Origin of the sequence: Pseudomonas sp. NPDC077408, assembly GCF_050269105.1 — a bacterium.
In the GTDB taxonomy this organism is placed as follows: domain Bacteria; phylum Pseudomonadota; class Gammaproteobacteria; order Pseudomonadales; family Pseudomonadaceae; genus Stutzerimonas.
Window position 1 is genome coordinate 123151 of record NZ_JBNNHS010000004.1, and the last position, 17903, is coordinate 141053.

Annotated in this window: 15 protein-coding genes; 13 read left to right on the top strand and 2 right to left on the bottom strand. The window is 59.8% G+C overall.

Going from position 1 to position 17903, the window contains the following annotated elements:
* The first annotated feature begins 194 nt into the window (after window positions 1-194).
* The 13 genes from ACQKEK_RS13095 to ACQKEK_RS13155 all read left to right on the top strand — a co-directional run bounded on the left by ACQKEK_RS13095 (window position 195) and on the right by ACQKEK_RS13155 (window position 16421).
* Entirely contained in the window at window positions 195-3758 is a 3564-nt protein-coding gene (locus ACQKEK_RS13095; RefSeq protein WP_499143058.1) for an indolepyruvate ferredoxin oxidoreductase family protein, read from the top strand.
* A gap of 126 nt (window positions 3759-3884) precedes the next feature.
* The gene (locus ACQKEK_RS13100) at window positions 3885-4307 is read left to right on the top strand and encodes a MerR family transcriptional regulator (protein WP_255962156.1); all 423 of its coding nucleotides are present in this window, start codon (window positions 3885-3887) and stop codon (window positions 4305-4307) included.
* Window positions 4304-5485, top strand: coding sequence for an isovaleryl-CoA dehydrogenase (locus tag ACQKEK_RS13105; protein ID WP_212619658.1), 1182 nt, complete (start codon window positions 4304-4306; stop codon window positions 5483-5485). Before ACQKEK_RS13100 ends, ACQKEK_RS13105 begins: the two co-directional genes overlap by 4 nt.
* Window positions 5486-5570: 85 nt before the next feature.
* Window positions 5571-7178 (top strand): carboxyl transferase domain-containing protein, encoded by a 1608-nt coding sequence (locus ACQKEK_RS13110; protein WP_499143060.1) that lies wholly within the window; start codon window positions 5571-5573, stop codon window positions 7176-7178.
* Window positions 7179-7272: 94 nt separating this feature from the next.
* A complete protein-coding gene (locus ACQKEK_RS13115) occupies window positions 7273-8082 on the top strand; it encodes a gamma-carboxygeranoyl-CoA hydratase (protein ID WP_021208032.1) in 810 nt (269 codons plus the stop codon).
* Window positions 8079-9983 (top strand): acetyl/propionyl/methylcrotonyl-CoA carboxylase subunit alpha, encoded by a 1905-nt coding sequence (locus ACQKEK_RS13120; RefSeq protein WP_499143062.1) that lies wholly within the window; start codon window positions 8079-8081, stop codon window positions 9981-9983. The genes ACQKEK_RS13115 and ACQKEK_RS13120 overlap by 4 nt, the downstream gene beginning before the upstream one ends.
* A complete protein-coding gene (locus ACQKEK_RS13125) occupies window positions 9980-10882 on the top strand; it encodes a hydroxymethylglutaryl-CoA lyase (protein WP_021208034.1) in 903 nt (300 codons plus the stop codon). The genes ACQKEK_RS13120 and ACQKEK_RS13125 overlap by 4 nt, the downstream gene beginning before the upstream one ends.
* Before the next feature lie 271 nt (window positions 10883-11153).
* Entirely contained in the window at window positions 11154-12335 is a 1182-nt protein-coding gene (locus ACQKEK_RS13130) for an acetyl-CoA C-acetyltransferase (RefSeq protein ID WP_499143065.1), read from the top strand.
* Between the two features lie 2 nt (window positions 12336-12337).
* On the top strand, window positions 12338-13033 hold the full coding sequence (locus tag ACQKEK_RS13135) for a TetR/AcrR family transcriptional regulator (RefSeq protein WP_319299241.1): 696 nt from the start codon (window positions 12338-12340) through the stop codon (window positions 13031-13033).
* A 91-nt stretch (window positions 13034-13124) separates the two neighbouring features.
* Window positions 13125-13682 carry a GTP cyclohydrolase I FolE gene (gene folE / locus ACQKEK_RS13140; protein WP_042926793.1) on the top strand — a complete coding sequence of 186 codons (558 nt, stop codon included), beginning with the start codon at window positions 13125-13127 and terminating at the stop codon, window positions 13680-13682.
* A 1-nt stretch (window position 13683) separates the two neighbouring features.
* On the top strand, window positions 13684-14058 hold the full coding sequence (folX, locus tag ACQKEK_RS13145) for a dihydroneopterin triphosphate 2'-epimerase (protein ID WP_255962102.1): 375 nt from the start codon (window positions 13684-13686) through the stop codon (window positions 14056-14058).
* 411 nt (window positions 14059-14469) lie between these two features.
* Entirely contained in the window at window positions 14470-15837 is a 1368-nt protein-coding gene (locus ACQKEK_RS13150; RefSeq protein ID WP_319299243.1) for a DUF1329 domain-containing protein, read from the top strand.
* A complete protein-coding gene (locus tag ACQKEK_RS13155; protein ID WP_499143068.1) occupies window positions 15837-16421 on the top strand; it encodes a DUF1993 domain-containing protein in 585 nt (194 codons plus the stop codon). The genes ACQKEK_RS13150 and ACQKEK_RS13155 overlap by 1 nt, the downstream gene beginning before the upstream one ends.
* A gap of 113 nt (window positions 16422-16534) precedes the next feature.
* Here the strand turns inward: ACQKEK_RS13155 and ACQKEK_RS13160 are convergent, their stop codons facing one another.
* Window positions 16535-16891 (bottom strand): hypothetical protein, encoded by a 357-nt coding sequence (locus ACQKEK_RS13160; protein WP_021208041.1) that lies wholly within the window; start codon window positions 16889-16891, stop codon window positions 16535-16537.
* An 81-nt stretch (window positions 16892-16972) separates the two neighbouring features.
* Window positions 16973-17731, bottom strand: coding sequence for an SDR family NAD(P)-dependent oxidoreductase (locus ACQKEK_RS13165; RefSeq protein WP_319299245.1), 759 nt, complete (start codon window positions 17729-17731; stop codon window positions 16973-16975).
* Window positions 17732-17903 lie beyond the last annotated feature (172 nt).

Here is a 17903-nt window from a genome sequence, read left to right on the forward strand (position 1 = left end):
ATCCAAGCGACTCCGCCGAGCAAAAACGCTGCATCCCGGTGATTTCTTTTCATTCTCCACCCACCAGATATCTGTTTATCTGATATCTGGTAGCCGATTTTATCGTTTTACGATATTTACACGTAAACCGATAATTTGTTCAAATATTCGTCGCCGCCATGTGCCGCGCAGACAAGAACAATCGGAGGTTGGCCATGAGCAAAACCCCATCGTTGGACGACAAGTACGTCCAACAGACCGGCAAAGTACTGATGACGGGTATCCAGGCGCTTGTGCGTCTGCCGTTGATGCAGCGCCAGCGCGACCTCGAGAATGGGCTCGATACTGCAGGCTTCATCTCTGGCTATCGCGGCTCGCCCCTCGGCGGGTTCGACCAGGCGCTATGGAAGGCTCGTGACCACCTGAAGGAATATCACGTTCACTTCCAGCCAGGCGTCAACGAAGACCTGGCGGCCACCTCGTTATGGGGCACCCAACAGGTCAACATCTTCGAGGGCGCCAAGTACGACGGCGTTTTCGGCATGTGGTACGGCAAGGGTCCGGGCGTGGATCGCTGTGGCGATGTGTTCCGCCACGCCAATGCCGCAGGCACCTCACGTTTTGGCGGTGTGCTGGCAATTGCCGGTGACGACCACGGGGCCAAGTCTTCATCCCTGCCGCACCAGACCGAACACATCTTCAAAGCCGTCATGATGCCGGTGCTGGCACCGTCTGGCGTGCAGGAATACCTGGACTACGGCATGCATGGCTGGGCCATGTCGCGCTTTTCTGGTTGCTGGGTTGCGCTCAAGGCGGTGGCCGACACGGTGGAAAGCGCCGCCATCGTCGACGTCGACCCTCATCGCGTGCAGCCAATCATCCCCGACGTGCCTATGCCGGAAGGCGGCATGAACATCCGCTGGCCGGACCCGCCGCTGGATCAGGAAAAGCGGCTGTTCGAGCATAAGGTTTACGCCGCGCTGGCCTACGCCCGCGCCAATCGCATCGACCGTATCGTTGTCGATTCGCCCAAGGCGCGTCTGGGCATCATCACCTCAGGCAAATCGTATCTCGACGTGTGCCAGGCGCTGAAGATTCTCGGCATCGACGACGCGTTCGCTCAACAAATCGGGTTGCGCGTCTACAAGGTAGGAATGATCTGGCCGCTCGAGGCCGAAGGCGTGCGGCAGTTCGCCGAAGGCCTGGAAGAAATCGTGGTGGTCGAAGAAAAGCGCCACATGATCGAGTACCAGCTCAAGGAGGAACTCTACAACTGGCGCGAGGATGTGCGCCCCGCCATCGTCGGCAAGTTCGACGACAAGGGCGAATGGGCCAGGCCTCATACAGACTGGTTGCTGCCGGCCATCGGCGAGCTCACGCCCGCGCAGATCGCCCGTGCGCTGGCGCGGCGGATTCTGCGGGTTTATCAGGGCGGTGAATTGCAGGTTCGCCTGGCTGTTCTGGAAGCGCAACTGTGCAGCAAGGGTCATCTGGTCAACCTGATGGATCGCGTGCCGCATTACTGCTCCGGCTGCCCGCACAACACCTCGACCAAGGTTCCCGAAGGCAGCCGAGCGCTGGCGGGGATCGGTTGCCACTACATGGCGGCCTGGATTTACCCGCAAACCCAGACATTCAGCCAGATGGGTGGCGAAGGCGTAGCCTGGGTCGGCCAGGCGCCCTTTACCGCGACCAAGCATGTGTTCGCCAATCTCGGCGACGGCACCTACTTCCACTCCGGGTTGCTGGCAATCCGCGCGGCTGTGGCTGCCAAGGTATCGATCACCTACAAGATTCTTTACAACGACGCGGTAGCGATGACCGGTGGGCAGCCTGTCGACGGTACGCTCAGCGTGTCGCAGATTTCGCGTCAGTTGGCCGCAGAAGGCGTGACCAATATCGTGGTGGTCAGCGAAGACACGGACAAATATGAACACGTAAAGGACCTCGCCCCCGGCGTTCCGGTGTATCGCCGGGACCGCATGGACGACGTGCAGAACGAGCTGCGTGAATTCAACGGCGTATCGGCAATCATTTACGACCAGACCTGCGCCGCCGAGAAACGGCGGCGTCGCAAGCGCGGCAAGTTTCCGGACCCTGCGCGCCGCGTGGTGATCAACGAGGCCGTCTGTGAAGGCTGCGGCGACTGCAGCAGCAAATCCAACTGCATGTCCGTGGTTGCGGTAGAAACCGAATTCGGGCGCAAGCGCGAAATCGACCAGTCTTCCTGCAACAAGGACTTCACCTGTTTGTCTGGCTTCTGCCCGAGCTTCGTCACGATCGAAGGCGGCAAGTTGCGCAAGCCCAAGGCTCTGGCGGAAAAACCTGAAGACCGCTGGGAACTGCCACAGCCCGCCCCGCTGACGCTGGATGAGCCCTATAGCATCTTGGTCACTGGCGTCGGTGGAACAGGCGTCGTCACTATCGGCGCCCTGCTCGGCATGGCGGCGTTCATCGAAGGCAAGGGCGCGCTAAACCTCGACATGGCCGGCATGGCTCAGAAAGGTGGCGCGGTGTGGTCGCATATCCGCATTGCCGCCCAGCAGGATCAGCTCTTCGCCCCGCGCATCGCCGAAGGCGAAGCCAGCCTGCTACTAGGTTGCGATCTGGTGGTCAGCGCCAATACCGAAACGCTGTCGAAAATGCGCCAGGGCGTGACCCACGCGGTGATTAACAGTGAAGAAAGCATCACCAGCGCCTTTGTCCGCACCTTTGCCTTGCAGGCGGAAAGCGGCGACCTCGAAGCGCACCCGGACCCGCGCTTCCAGACCGGCGATATGGCAGCACAAATTCGCGAAGCCGTAGGCGACGGCCAGGCGACGTTCGTAGACGCCAGTAAGCTCGCCACTGCGCTGATGGGCGACTCGATCGCGACCAACACGTTCATGCTGGGTTACGCCTACCAGAAAGGCTGGCTGCCGGTCGGCGAAGCGGCGCTTATGCAGGCAATCGAGCTGAACGGCACAGCCGTGGAATTCAACCGCAACGCCTTTGTCTGGGGCCGTCGTGCAGCGGTCGATCTGGTCCGCGTGCAACAAAAGCTGGAGTCGGGCAAGGTCCAGAGCCGTGATCGGCAACTATCGCAGACGCTGGACGAGACCATTGAACGGCGTAGCAGCTATCTCACCGACTACCAGAACGCGGCACTGGCCAAGCGTTATCTGGATCGCGTCGAGCAATTCAGCACCAAGGAAACGGCGCTCGTCGGCCAGCCTGGCGCGCTCACAGCAGCAGTCGCTCACTACTATTTCAAGGTCCTGGCGATCAAGGACGAGTATGAAGTGGCGCGACTGTTCACCAATGGCGACTTCCTGAAAAAGATCGAGGCGACGTTCGAAGGCGATTACAGCCTGCGTTTTCACCTCGCGCCGCCTGTGCTCAACAATGCCGAGTCCGGCACTGAGCCAGCCAAGAAGAGCTTCGGCCCCTGGATGCTCAAGGGTTTCAAGCTGCTGGCCAAGCTGAAATTCATGCGCAACACCTGGATCGATCCTTTCGGCTACACCCAGGAGCGCAAGGTTGAGCGGCACTGGCTGCAAAGTTACGAAGAGTTGCTTGACGAACTCCTGACTGCGGTAACGGCGGACAACCTCAGTCTGGCTGTGAGACTGGCCGAGCTGCCAGATGCGGTACGCGGTTATGGCCCGGTCAAGGAACGCTACCTCTCGCATGCCGAGAGCCGAAAATCGCAGCTGCTGACACAACTGCGCTCCGGCTCGAACTTTTATGACGCAAGCCAGCCCGGGACATCGAAACGCATCGACGCTGTCCAGCTTTGATGCGGTGCCCGGCCTCAAGCGAAGCCGGGCGACCCAACATTTAGAGACAACCGGATGGGCTGGCGACTGCCGTTTCCGCCGATACCAGCAGACGTTAACGTGAAGGACAGGTAGTCACGAGTGAACATACCCGACGTATTCAGCATTTCCGAACTGGCTCGCGAGATGACGGTGACCACTCGTGCCATTCGCTTCTATGAGGAGCAGGGCTTGCTGCTGCCCGAGCGACGCGGTCAGACGCGCCTCTACTCGCAGCGCGATCGGGTAACGCTCGAGCTGATCATGCGTGGCAAGCGCATCGGACTGTCGCTGTCAGAATGCAAGGAATTGATCAGCATGTACTGCCCAGCCGGCGGCAACAGCATGCAGCTGAGCCGGTTGCTGGAAACGATCTCAAACAGGCGTCAGCAGCTCAATCGGCAGGTGCAGGACATACAAAAGATGCAGGCCGAACTAGACCTTGCGGAACAACGCTGCCGGTTGGCTCTTGAGCGAGCCAGCGGCGTTTCCAAAGGAACCAACAATGACAATAGGAGAGCTGGACCATGAGTGGCTTGCCCGGATTGGATTTTTTCCTCGGTGAGGAAATTGACATGTTGCGCGATTCCGTTGCCGGTTTCGCTGCAAAGGAAATCGCCCCGCGTGCTGAGGAAGCGGACCGCACCGATCAATTCCCGATGGACCTTTGGCGCAAGTTCGGAGACATGGGTCTGCTTGGCCTGACCGTTTCAGAAGAATACGGCGGCTCCGGCATGGGTTACCTGGCGCACATGATCGCCATGGAAGAAATATCACGCGCCGCTGGCGGCATCGGCTTGTCCTACGGCGCCCACTCCAACCTCTGCGTCAATCAGATCAACCGCAACGGCAGCGAGGCGCAAAAGCGCCAGTTTCTACCCAAGCTGATTTCAGGAGAGCACATCGGCGCGCTGGCCATGAGCGAACCCAACGCCGGTTCCGATGTGGTTTCGATGAAGCTGCGCGCCGATAAGAAAGGCGATCGCTACGTGCTCAACGGTACCAAGATGTGGATCACTAACGGTCCCGATTGCGATGTGCTGGTGGTCTACGCCAAAACCGATCTGGCTGCCGGCCCCAAGGGCATGACCGCTTTCATCCTCGAGAAAGGCGCCCCCGGTTTCTCGGTTGCGCAGAAGCTCGACAAGCTCGGCATGCGCGGCTCGCACACTGGCGAACTGGTGTTTCAGGATGTCGAGGTGCCAGAAGAGAACGTACTGGGCGGTGTTGGCGAAGGCGTCAAGGTGCTGATGAGCGGACTCGACTACGAGCGCGCGGTACTCAGCGGCGGACCACTGGGCCTGATGCAGGCAGCAATGGATGTGGTCATTCCCTACATCCACGACCGTAAGCAGTTCGGCCAAAGCATCGGCGAGTTCCAGCTGATCCAGGGCAAGGTTGCCGACATGTACACCACTCAACAAGCATGCCGCGCTTATCTGTACGCCGTGGGCAAGCACCTCGATGCGCAGGGCAGTGGCCATGTTCGCCAGGTTCGCAAGGACTGTGCCGGCGTCATCCTTTATGCGGCTGAAAAGGCGACCTGGCTTGCCGGTGAAGCGATCCAGATCTTGGGCGGCAACGGCTACATCAACGAATTCCCAGTCGGGCGCCTGTGGCGTGACGCCAAGCTCTACGAAATCGGCGCCGGCACCAGCGAGATTCGTCGGATGTTGATCGGCCGCGAGTTGTTCAACGAAACCAAATAAAGCGGCTGCAGGCTGCGGGCTGCAAGCTACAGGTAAACTGCCTGCAGCCTGCAGCCCGAGGCCTGTAGCCAGGACGGAGTCCGTCATGGCTATCCTGCATACCCAGATCAACACCCGCTCGTCTGAGTTCGCCGCGAACCGAGAAGCGATGCTTGCCCAGGTTAACGATTTGCACGCCGTCCTCGGTCGCATCCATGAGGGCGGCGGCGAGAAGGCGCAGCTGCGACACACTTCGCGCGGCAAGTTGCTGCCACGCGAGCGCATCAACTGCTTGCTCGACCACGGCTCTGCATTTCTTGAGATCAGCCAGCTTGCAGCGCACGACGTTTATGGCGAAGAGGTGCCCGCCGCCGGATTGGTCGCCGGCATCGGCCGCGTCGAAGGCGTAGAGTGCATGATCATCGCCAACGATGCGACGGTGAAAGGCGGCAGTTATTACCCGCTCACCGTAAAAAAACATCTGCGCGCGCAGACCATTGCGCAGCAGAATCACCTGCCATGCATCTATCTGGTGGATTCCGGCGGCGCCAACCTGCCGCGTCAGGACGAGGTATTCCCTGACCGCGAGCACTTCGGCCGCATTTTCTTCAACCAGGCCAACATGAGCGCCATGGGTATCCCGCAGATTGCCGTGGTGATGGGTTCCTGTACCGCTGGTGGTGCATATGTGCCGGCGATGGCGGACGAAGCCATCATGGTGCGCAATCAGGCGACCATCTTTCTCGCCGGCCCACCATTGGTCAAAGCCGCCACCGGTGAAGTGGTGACAGCCGAAGATCTGGGCGGTGCCGATGTGCATTGCAAGACTTCCGGCGTGGCCGACCACTACGCCGAGAATGATGAGCACGCCCTTTCGCTGGCTCGCCGCTGCATCGCCAACCTCAACTGGCGCAAGCGTGGTGAAGTGAACAGTCGCGCACCGATTGCGCCGTTGTTCGATGGCGAGGAGTTGTATGGCGTCATCCCCGCCGATGCCAAGCAGCCGTTCGACGTACGTGAGGTAATTGCTCGCCTCGTCGACGGTTCGGTGTTCGATGAATTCAAGGCGCTATACGGCAGCACGCTGGTCTGCGGCTTCGCGCACATACAGGGCTATCCCATCGCGATCCTGGCCAACAACGGCATCCTGTTCGCGGAATCAGCGCAAAAAGGCGCTCATTTCATCGAACTGGCATGTCAGCGCGGCATTCCGCTGGTGTTCCTGCAAAACATCACCGGCTTCATGGTCGGCCAGAAGTACGAGGCAGGCGGCATTGCCAAGCATGGCGCCAAGCTGGTGACCGCGGTGGCCTGCGCCGAGGTGCCAAAGTTTACGGTGATTATCGGGGGCAGCTTTGGTGCGGGGAACTACGGCATGTGCGGCCGCGCCTATGACCCGCGTTTCTTGTGGATGTGGCCCAACGCGCGGATTGGCGTGATGGGGGCTCAACAGGCCGCCGGCGTGCTGGCTCAGGTTAAGCGTGAACAGGCCGAGCGCAGCGGGCAGACGTTTTCGGCTGAAGAGGAAGCCCAGCTAAAACAACCGATTCTTGAGCAGTACGAGCATCAGGGCCATCCGTACTATTCCAGCGCGCGGCTGTGGGATGACGGCGTGATTGATCCCGCGCAAACCCGTGATGTGTTGGGCCTGGCGCTGTCGGCCTCCCTCAATGCGCCAATTGAGCCGACCCGCTTTGGCGTGTTTCGAATGTAAAGAAACCCGATAACGGCGCTGGAGGTTGGAGGCTCGACGTCCAGTTTTCAGCCTTCAGCCAAGGGCCGTAAGCCTTCGCCTTCAGGGATCAAATATGAGCACGTCCAGCTTTCAAACTATCGAACTCGAATACAGCGACAAAGGTTTCGCCACGCTATGGCTCAACCGCCCGGAAAAGAACAACGCATTCAACGCCGAGATGATTCGTGAACTGATCCTGGTGCTCAATGAAGTGCAGCGCGATAACTCGCTTCGCTTCCTGCTGCTGCGCGGCCGCGGCAAACATTTTTCGGCCGGGGCGGATCTGGCCTGGATGCAGCAGTCGGCGAAGCTGGATTTCGATGCCAACCTCACCGACGCCCGCGAGCTGGCCGAACTGATGTACAGCCTCTACCACCTCAAGCTGCCGACGTTGGCGGTGGTGCAAGGCGCAGCCTTCGGCGGTGCGGTCGGACTGGTGGCCTGCTGCGACATGGCCATCGGTGCGCATGACGCGCTGTTTTCCCTCTCCGAAGTGCGCATCGGTCTAGCACCCGCGGTGATCAGCCCCTTCGTCGTCAAGGCCATGGGTGAACGCGCCACGCGTCGCTACGCCATGACCGGCGAGCGCTTCAGTGGCGAGCGCGCCCGCGACCTCGGGCTGTTGTCAGAAACCTACGCCGCCGCCGAACTGGACGATGCCTTGCTCGGCTGGCTCGACAACCTGTTGCTTAACAGCCCGCAAGCCATGCGTGCCAGCAAGGACCTGTTGCGCGAAGCCGCCAGTATTTCGCTGAGCCCCGCGCTACGCCGCTACACCGAAAACGCCATTGCGCGCATACGGGTCAGCCCCGAAGGACAGGAAGGCCTTAATGCCTTTCTCGAAAAGCGCAAACCGAATTGGACGCAGGAGCCAGAACAATGATAACCACCCTGCTGGTCGCGAACCGGGGCGAAATCGCCTGCCGCGTGATGCGCACCGCCAAGGCCATGGGCCTGACCACCGTTGCCGTGCACAGCGCCATTGACCGCGATGCGAGGCATGCCCGCGAGGCGGACATTCGTGTTGACCTCGGCGGCGCCAAGCCGGCCGACAGTTACCTTTTGATCGACAAACTGATTGCCGCCGCCAAGGCCAGCGGCGCGCAGGCGATCCATCCGGGCTACGGCTTCCTTTCCGAGAATGCCGACTTCGCTCGCGCCATCGAGGATGCCGGCCTGATATTTCTTGGCCCGCCTGCCTCGGCCATCGATGCCATGGGCAGCAAATCGGCGGCCAAGGCACTGATGGAAAAGGCCGGCGTGCCACTGGTGCCCGGCTATCACGGCGAAGCCCAGGACGTGGAAACCTTCCGCGTCGCTGCAGAAAAGATCGGCTACCCGGTATTGCTCAAGGCCACCGCAGGCGGTGGCGGCAAAGGCATGAAGGTGGTCGAGCGCGAGGCTGATCTGGCCGAGGCGCTGCAATCAGCCCAGCGCGAGGCGCAGTCGTCGTTTGGCGACTCGCGCATGCTGGTCGAGAAATACGTCCTCAAGCCGCGTCACGTCGAGATCCAGGTGTTCGCCGATCAGCATGGCAATTGCCTCTACCTCAATGAGCGCGACTGCTCGATCCAGCGCCGGCACCAGAAGGTCGTCGAGGAAGCGCCCGCCCCGGGTCTCTCCGCTGAGCTGCGCCGGGCCATGGGCGAAGCCGCGGTCAAGGCTGCGCAGGCCATCGGCTACGTCGGCGCCGGAACGGTCGAGTTCCTGCTCGATGCCCGTGGCGAGTTCTTCTTCATGGAAATGAACACCCGCCTGCAGGTCGAGCACCCGGTCACCGAGGCCATCACCGGACTCGACCTGGTGGCCTGGCAGATCCGCGTTGCCCGTGGCGAACCGCTGCCAATCACCCAGGATCAGGTACCGCTCACGGGCCACGCCATCGAAGTGCGGCTGTATGCCGAAGATCCGGACAACGACTTCCTGCCGGCCACCGGTACGCTCGACCTCTACCGCGAATCGGCCGCAGGGCCTGGGCGTCGGGTCGACAGCGGCGTGACAGAAGGAGACACCGTTTCGCCGTTCTACGACCCGATGCTCGGCAAACTCATCGCCTGGGGTGAAAACCGTGAAGAAGCGCGCCTGCGTTTGCTGGCGATGCTGGATGAGACCTGCGTTGGCGGCGTGCGCACCAACCTTGCTTTTCTGCGTCGCGTAATCGGGCATCCGGCTTTCGCAGCGGCAGAGCTGGACACCGGTTTCATACCGCGCCACGAAGCCGAGCTGATGCGTAAGCCCGGTGAGCTATCCGATGAATTCTGGCAACTGGCCGGCCAGCTCTTCGTGCAGACCGAGCCGGCCAAGGTCCGTGAAGACGATCTCCACTCACCATGGGCAAAGCGCGATGGGCTGCGCTTCGGATTACCGGCGCAAACCAGTGTGCATCTGATGTGCAATGGCGAGAGCCGTCAGGTACGCGTGAGCAGTCGCGCCGCAACCGAGATCACTCATCTTCCAAAAGCCATCCGCCAGGGCTGCACGCTCTATCTGGAATGGAATGGCGAGCTGCACGCCGTAACCGCGTTCGACCCCATCGCTGAAGTCGAAGCCAGCCACCAGCACCACGGCGGCCTGACCGCGCCCATGAACGGCAGCATCGTTCGGGTGCTGGTCGAGGCCGGGCAAAGCGTCGAGGCGGGTGCCACGCTCATCGTGCTCGAAGCGATGAAGATGGAGCACAGCATTCGCGCGCCTCATGCCGGCGTGGTCAAGAGCCTGTTCTGTCAGGAAGGCGAGCTCATCAGCGAAGGCAGCGTCCTGGTGGACTTGGAGGAGTCGGTATGACCCTGCCCAAGCATGTACGTCTGGTGGAAGTCGGCCCCCGCGATGGCCTGCAGAACGAGAAACAGCCGATCAGCATTACTGACAAAGTGCGGCTGGTAGATGACCTCAGCGCGGCCGGCCTGCAGTACATCGAGGTCGGTAGTTTCGTGTCGCCCAAATGGGTGCCGCAGATGGCCGGCTCGGCCGAAGTCTTCGCGCAGATCCGGCAGAAACCGGGTGTGACCTACGCGGCCCTTACGCCGAACCTGAAAGGACTCGAAGCGGCCATCGAAGCCGGCGTCAGCGAGGTCGCGGTGTTCGGCGCCGCGTCCGAGGCGTTCTCGCAGAAGAACATCAATTGCTCCATCGACGAGAGCCTGGCGCGCTTCGCCCCGCTGATGGAAGCGGCGCGGGAAAACGGCATTCAGGTGCGTGGCTATGTGTCTTGCGTGCTGGGTTGTCCCTACGAAGGCGAGATCGACCCAAAGCGCGTCGCCCACGTGGCTCGCGAATTGTTCGCCATGGGCTGCTATGAAATTTCCCTGGGTGACACCATCGGTACCGGCACACCGGAAAAGACTCGCCAGCTGTTCGAAGTGGTCAGCCGCGAGGTGCCGTGTAACAAGCTCGCCGGGCACTTTCATGACACCTATGGTCAAGCGCTGGCGAATATTTACGCCAGCCTACTCGAAGGAATCTGCACGTTCGACGGCTCGGTTGCTGGCCTCGGCGGTTGTCCTTATGCCAAGGGCGCTAGCGGCAATGTAGCCAGTGAGGATGTGCTCTATATGCTCAACGGTTTAGGCATTGACACTGGCATCGACCTGGACGCTCTCGTTGCCTCCGGGCAGCGCATCAGTGACCTGCTGGGTCGACCCAATGGCTCGCGGGTCGCGCGGGCGCGGCTGAATGCGTTGTGACCAAGCATCGACGGGCCGCGCACGGCCATTTCATAACAATATGAACACCCACTAGCTTGGCAATTTGGAGATTTCTAGCGAGCCCGGGGCTAAGTGCCGGTCTAGCTTCCGAATGAAGCCAGACACAGCAGGCCGGATGCTGCCACGTCCATCCTTGATTTCCCAAGCGCCGCCGCCGTTACGCTCCCATTGAATTTGGCGGCGAGCGCTTTTTTATTCTTTTCCCTATAGCGTCGCGTAATAGCGGCATGAGGGTTCTAGGAGATAAAACATGCAAGACGTTGTAATCGTTGCCGCAACACGCACTGCAATCGGCGCTTTCCAAGGCGCGCTGGCCAATGTGAGCGCGACCGAACTGGGCAGCACGGTAATCCGCGCTCTGCTGGAGAAAACCGGCATCGACCCAGCTACGGTCGATGAAGTGATCATGGGACAGGTGCTTACCGCTGGCTGCGGGCAGAATCCCGCGCGGCAATCAGCGATCAATGCGGGCCTTCCTCATAGCGTGCCTGCCATGACAGTGAACAAGCTCTGTGGCTCCGGCCTGAAAACCGTGCATTTGGCTACCCAGGCAATACGCTGCGGCGATGCCGAAATCGTCATCGCCGGCGGCATGGAAAACATGAGCCTCGCGCCTTATGTATTACCCAAGGCGCGCACCGGCCTACGCATGGGCCATGCCCAACTGGCCGACTCGCTGCTGCAGGACGGATTGCTTGATGCCTTTCATGACTATCACATGGGTATCACCGCAGAAAACCTCGTGTCCTGCTACAAACTGACCCGGGAGGAACAGGACGCCTTCGCCGCGCAATCCCAACAGCGCGCGGCGGCCGCTATCGAGGGCGGTCGCTTCAAGGCGGAAATCACACCCGTATCCATCCCGCAGCGCAAAGGCGATCCCCTGCTGTTCGATACCGATGAGCAGCCCCGGACAGATACCACCATCCAGTCTCTGGCCAAACTCAAACCAGCCTTCGATAAGAACGGTAGCGTCACAGCCGGCAACTCCTCGACGCTTAACGATGGTGCGGCAGCGGTGCTGCTGATGAGCACGTCCAAGGCCAAAGCGCTTGGCCTACCGATTCTGGCCACCGTCAAGGGTTACGCCAGCGCTGGCGTAGATCCGGCAATCATGGGGATTGGACCGGTCAGTGCGACTCGCAAGTGCCTGGACAAGTCCGGCTGGACACTCGAAGAAGTCGAGCTCATCGAAGCAAACGAAGCCTTTGCCGCACAGGCACTGTCGGTCGGCAAAGAGCTGGGCTGGGACAGCGACAAGGTCAACGTCAATGGCGGTGCCATCGCTCTGGGTCACCCTATCGGCGCATCCGGTTGTCGTGTGCTGGTTACCCTGCTGCACGAGATGATGAGCCGTGACGCCAAGAAAGGTCTGGCCACGCTTTGCATCGGTGGTGGCCAGGGCGTCGCATTGACATTGCAGCGCGACTGACCATGAACCGCTCCCTGCGCGCAAGCTACCAACGGGGCAGATCGCTACCGCTGATTGACCTCGCCCACGGCGACGCCAGCCGGCCAGTGCGGGCTGACACACCGCCGGTGCATGAGCAACTACGAATAGTGGCGCTAACACTATTCGTCGAGCATGGCTTTCAGGCGGTCAGCCTGCGCCAGTTGGCCATGGCACTCGGTATGCAAGCCGGCTCGTTGTACAACCATATGGAGAGCAAGCAAATCCTGCTTTTCGAGCTGATCGAGGAGCACGAAACGGACCTTCTGGATCTACTGGAGGCCGATGATCCCTGTCAGGCGGACGGGCTGACCCGTCTGCGCAGCTACGTCGACCTGCACATTCGATACAACCTGATGCATCAACATCGGTTGGTGCTGGCTCGCCGGGAGTCCCGCTGCCTGAGCGCCGAGCAACGCGCTTCAATCGAGGCAACTAGACAGGCTCACGTCGATCACTTGGAAAAAATTCTTCGGCAGATACCCTCACCGGCCGCGGCCGAACAAAGTAGTGCTGTCGCGCGCAGCCTGATGTCGATCCTCGAAGATGCACACACGTGGTGGTCACCGGACGATGCCCCTGCAGTCGAAGGTTTTATAGCAGTAGTGACGCAGATGGCGGTTGGTGGGCTGGCGGGTCCCAGCGCGGAACGATCTTTACCGCTGGCTCGCTCGGCCTGAGCGGCCGGCGCAGTTGCTTCAAATACAAAGGTGCTTCACCTCAATGCCAATAGCCTCCGCAACAATCGAGGCGAACGTTAAGGAAGCAGTTATGAACGAAGACATGATTCAGCACTATCGCGGCATTCTCGAAGGTGTCGGCGAAAACCCGGAACGCGAAGGTCTGGTGGACACACCCAAGCGGGCCGCAAAAGCCATGCAGTACCTCTGCCAGGGTTATGGCCAGACCGTTGAGCAAGTCGTCAACGGCGCACTTTTCGAGTCGGACAATGATGAAATGGTCATCGTCCGTGACATCGAGCTCTATTCAATGTGCGAACACCACATGCTTCCTTTCATTGGCAAGGCTCACGTTGCCTATACCCCTACCGGCAAAGTCCTCGGCCTGTCCAAAGTGGCGCGAATCGTCGATATGTTCGCCCGGCGTCTTCAGATTCAGGAAAACATGACCAAGCAGATCGCCGACGCGATCATGCAGGTGACCAATGCCGCTGGCGTCGCCGTGGTCATCGAAGCGCAGCACATGTGCATGATGATGCGCGGCTGCGAGAAGCAAAATTCGGTAATGACAACTTCGGTGATGCTCGGTGGGTTCCGTGATTCATACAACACCCGCCAGGAATTCTTGCAGCTCATTCGAGGCCGCTGACATGCCGAGACTGGAACCGGGAATGGCGCGAATTCGTGTCAAGAATCTGCGCCTGCGTACCTATATCGGCATCAAGGAAGATGAAATCCGTAACAAGCAGGACGTTCTGATCAACCTGACCATCCTGTACCCGGCCGCCGATGCGGTACGCGATAACGACATCGAACAGGCGCTCAATTACCGCACCATCACCAAGGCGATCATTCGGCACGTCGAGGAAAACCGCTTCGCCCTGCTCGAGCGGCTGACCCAAGAGGTGCTGGATCTGGCGATGGCGCCACAGGCCGTACGCTATGCCGAAGTGGAAATCGACAAGCCACATGCCCTGCGCTTTGCCGAATCGGTGTCGATTACCCTAGCGGGGCACCGTGATTGATCGCCTCGGCGAGCACTAAGCCGCGAAGCTGCATGGTCGTCGGACGTGCGGAAAAAAAAGCTGCTCACCCGAAGGTTGAGCAGCGAACCACCAGTCGCTCCTGGTTACGGGGATTCGCTCGCATGGCGAGTCGAATCGGCATCAGTACCTGATTGTCGGTCGTTGATCGAGGCTTACACCTGGCGCCTGCGATGTATTGATTGATCGGAACCTGCCGTCACGGGGTGCTGTACCTCAGCCTACAACCTCACCATTTATTCGCCAGCGGTTCGGCGCTGTTTCGTTTGACCCGAGATAAAACGGTACGCAAGCCGCAAAAACCGTTAACGGCTAGGGTAGGTCCTGATGCACGACATCGCTCCTACTCGATGAAGCTCCATTAATAAATCCAAAAACGGAGACCGACCCCCAATGAAATTCCATCTCGCTCTTTGTGCTGCCCTCAGTGGCGTCACGACTTTCTCCATTGCCGCCGTCAGCCCTGAAGAAGCCAAGCAACTGGGCAACGAACTCACCTCTTTCGGCGCGACCAAGGCCGGCAATGCCGAAGGTACGATCCCAGCGTATGAAGGCGGACTCACCACGGCCCCTGCCGACTTCAAGCCTGACAGCGGCTTCTGGGCCGATCCGTTCAAGAACGAAAAGCCGCTGTTCCGTATCGATGCGTCCAATGCCGACCAGTATGCGGACAAGCTCAGCGACGGTCAGAAGCACCTGCTCAAGAAGAATCCGGAAACTTGGTACATGGATGTGTACCCGAGCCATCGCACCGCCGCGTATCCGCAAAAGGTGATGGAAGCAACGGTGCGCAATGCCACCACCTGCAACACCTACAACGACGGGCTATCCATCGAGCCGGAGTGCCGCGGGGGCCTTCCGTTCCCGATTCCGAAAACCGGCAATGAAGTGATGTGGAACCAGTTGCTGCGCTACAAGAACGGGCCGACAGCCACCACCACTACGTCCTCCAACAGCTGGGTCATCGACAGCAACGGCACCATTACCAAGGCGGCGGAACAAGCTACGTTCGAAGAATTTCCCTACTACCAGACAGATCGCGATGATCGCGATCCCGAGATGTACGCACGGGTGTTCTCGCTGAACAAGCAACCTGCACGCCGAGCCGGTGAGGTGGTGGGGATCAACGACTATCTCGATCCGACCAAAAAGCCGCGCCGCGCTTGGAGCTATACGCCAGGCCAACGCCGCGTGAAGCTCGCGCCGGAGTTTGCCTATGACACACCAGTAGCTAGCCAGGGCGGCGTCACCCTGTTCGACGAACTACAGATGTTCGCCGGAATGCAAGACCGTTTCGACTTTAAGCTCGTTGGCAAGAAAGAGATGTATATCCCCTACAACGCCTACAAGTTCAACTTCGAAGCCGATCAGATGGACCAGTTCAGCGACCATCACGCAAACCCGAAATACGAGCGCTGGGAGCTGCATCGCGTCTATGTGGTAGAAGCCACACTCAAGCCGGGCATGCGCCACGTCTACAGCAAGCGGCACTACTACCTGGACGAGGACACCTTTGGTGCCGGCCTGTACGACGCTTGGGATCAGGAAGGCAACCTCTACCGCTCGATGTTCCTGAGCGGCGTTCAGCTTTACGACAAGCAGATCCCATACGCGGTCAAGAACGTCATCTACGACTTCAACAAGGGCATGTACGGCGTGATCAACGACGGGCTGAAGGGTGGCTTCAAGATTCCAAAGGAAGCGTTACCCGAGCGGCAGATGAATGCCGAGGCCATTGTCAGCCGTATCACCCAACGCTGATGTCCACGCGGTCGCCGGGCGACTCTACAGCCACGCCGACCGTTTCTATTGAACGCCTTAACAGGAGAACAACAATGGCGCTCACTATGCACCAGTCATCTGTTTTTTATTTCACCCGCCTGTTGAACAACCTTTCAAACATCCTCGCCAAGGCGCAGGCCCATGCGGACGAAACGGGCACCAATCCGAAACACCTGCTTGAAGCCCGGTTAACCGATGACATGTTCAACCTCAGCCAGCAGATTCAGATGGCATGCTTGCATCCACTTCTGTTTGTCGCAGGCGTCACGGGCAAGCCTGCCGAACTTCAAAAAGATGAGGATCGCAGCTTCGCCGCGCTGCGCTCGCGGATTAGCAAAACCGTCTCCCTTCTGGAAAGCGTTCGTCCCGAAGATCTCAACGGCAGCGAAGACCGCGAAATAGTGCTCGCCACACCGCGAGCCGACCTTCCGTTCACCGGCCAGGGCAGCCTGCAGATATTTTCGCTGCCGAACTTTTTCTTCCACGTCGTCACCGCCTACGACATCCTCCGGCACCGCGGCGTACCGCTAGGCAAGATGGACTTCCTAGGCGGCCTCAAATAACACGACAGTGCTGCACGCGGGGATGTGCTTATAAAATGCGCCCTGTGGGTGCCAGAAGAACGAATCGCCGGGCATATGCCCGGCGATTTCTTTAGCACTGCATCACTGCAAATTTATTGAGGCTCGCAGACCAACTTGGCTTGCAGGGGTGCACCGGTGTATTTACCCGGCACGGCGAGGCTGGTCTGTTCGCCCGGCTCTATGGTGGTGGGTGGCGGTGCATCGCTTTGAGCTTCAGCCGGTCCCGGCTGCAATTCGCACGTAACGCTGACATCAGCATTGTTAGTGATTTGCAGCATCTGCGTTGTGCTGGTAGTGGCCGTGCCAGCACTCCCTCCTCCGCTAGAACCGACCACCTCGGTCTCGATGTCGAGGCCGTTCAGCTGCTTGTCCAGATCGAGCCCATCAGCCATTGCCGTTACAGGCAGACAGATAGCCAGACCGCAAAAGATCAACATGTTCTTATGCATTGTCGTTACCTCCGGTAAGGCGGGGCGGATGCCCCTGAATGTCAAAGCCGCTCCGTGGCAACTGGTGCTCCGGTCGCTGACTTAACTCAACATTAACATTCCGCCGTCGATCATTAGAGTCTGGCCTGTTACGAAGCGCGAACCTTCGCCGGCAAGAAAAACCAGAACGGGTGCCAAGTCTTGCGCGGCATCGCCAAGCCGACCTCCCAGCGGGATCAGACTGGCCATGAATGCATCGTGCTGCTTCAACTGAACGTTGCTCATGCTGGCGCGGGTGGCGTCGTACATTGGTGTCCATATCGCCGGGGCGATGGCGTTCACGGTAATGCCGTGCGGCCCCCACTCGCGGGCGACGGTGCGCGTCCATGCCAGGACCGCGCCCTTGCTGGCAGCGTAGTGTGCCTTGCCTGGCTGCCCGCCCACGCCAGCGGCCGAGGCGAAGTTGATGATCCTCCCGCCACCTTGGTGCATATGCTCGTAGGCTGCGCGATTGGTCAGAAAGGTGCCGCGAGCATTCACCGCGAACACTTTTTCCCACTCATCCAGGGTGATTTCATCTGCAGTGGCGTTGGGCGCAATTCCGGCAGCATTGACCAATACGTCCAGCCCGCCCAACTGTGCGGCAGCCCAAGCAAAGGCTCTTTTTACCGATTCCGTATCCGAGACATCGCAGATGTGCGAACGAGCCCAGCCATTGCCCTCGATTGCCTCCTGCGGGGCGCTTTCGCTTAAGTCAAGACTCGCCACATGGGCGCCTTCGTTTACAAAAGCCGCGACTACCGCGGCGCCAATTCCTCGTGCGCCACCCGTAACGATGACGCGCTTGTTATTCAATTGCATGCCTGTGCTCCAAACTATATGGGCCTTCGTATAAAGGCGGCTTCCTGGCGATCACGTCATGTTTCGCGCAACGGCAACGGGCATGAGTGAATGAAGTTCATCCAGAAGCTTAGTAAGCAACATCGGACGCTGCGGGCGTATCGCCATTTACATACGGTTTTTCGTTCAACCC

Excerpts from the sequence above, each read along its gene's own strand:
- ACQKEK_RS13095 (WP_499143058.1), top strand. The coding sequence starts at position 195 with ATGAGCAAAACCCCATCGTTGGACGACAAGTACGTCCAACAGACCGGC.
- ACQKEK_RS13105 (WP_212619658.1), top strand. The coding sequence starts at position 4,304 with ATGAGTGGCTTGCCCGGATTGGATTTTTTCCTCGGTGAGGAAATTGAC.
- ACQKEK_RS13110 (WP_499143060.1), top strand. The coding sequence starts at position 5,571 with ATGGCTATCCTGCATACCCAGATCAACACCCGCTCGTCTGAGTTCGCC.
- ACQKEK_RS13115 (WP_021208032.1), top strand. The coding sequence starts at position 7,273 with ATGAGCACGTCCAGCTTTCAAACTATCGAACTCGAATACAGCGACAAA.
- ACQKEK_RS13120 (WP_499143062.1), top strand. The coding sequence starts at position 8,079 with ATGATAACCACCCTGCTGGTCGCGAACCGGGGCGAAATCGCCTGCCGC.
- ACQKEK_RS13125 (WP_021208034.1), top strand. The coding sequence starts at position 9,980 with ATGACCCTGCCCAAGCATGTACGTCTGGTGGAAGTCGGCCCCCGCGAT.
- ACQKEK_RS13130 (WP_499143065.1), top strand. The coding sequence starts at position 11,154 with ATGCAAGACGTTGTAATCGTTGCCGCAACACGCACTGCAATCGGCGCT.
- ACQKEK_RS13135 (WP_319299241.1), top strand. The coding sequence starts at position 12,338 with ATGAACCGCTCCCTGCGCGCAAGCTACCAACGGGGCAGATCGCTACCG.
- folE (WP_042926793.1), top strand. The coding sequence starts at position 13,125 with ATGAACGAAGACATGATTCAGCACTATCGCGGCATTCTCGAAGGTGTC.
- folX (WP_255962102.1), top strand. The coding sequence starts at position 13,684 with ATGCCGAGACTGGAACCGGGAATGGCGCGAATTCGTGTCAAGAATCTG.
- ACQKEK_RS13150 (WP_319299243.1), top strand. The coding sequence starts at position 14,470 with ATGAAATTCCATCTCGCTCTTTGTGCTGCCCTCAGTGGCGTCACGACT.
- ACQKEK_RS13155 (WP_499143068.1), top strand. The coding sequence starts at position 15,837 with ATGTCCACGCGGTCGCCGGGCGACTCTACAGCCACGCCGACCGTTTCT.
- ACQKEK_RS13160 (WP_021208041.1), bottom strand. The coding sequence starts at position 16,891 with ATGCATAAGAACATGTTGATCTTTTGCGGTCTGGCTATCTGTCTGCCT.
- ACQKEK_RS13165 (WP_319299245.1), bottom strand. The coding sequence starts at position 17,731 with ATGCAATTGAATAACAAGCGCGTCATCGTTACGGGTGGCGCACGAGGA.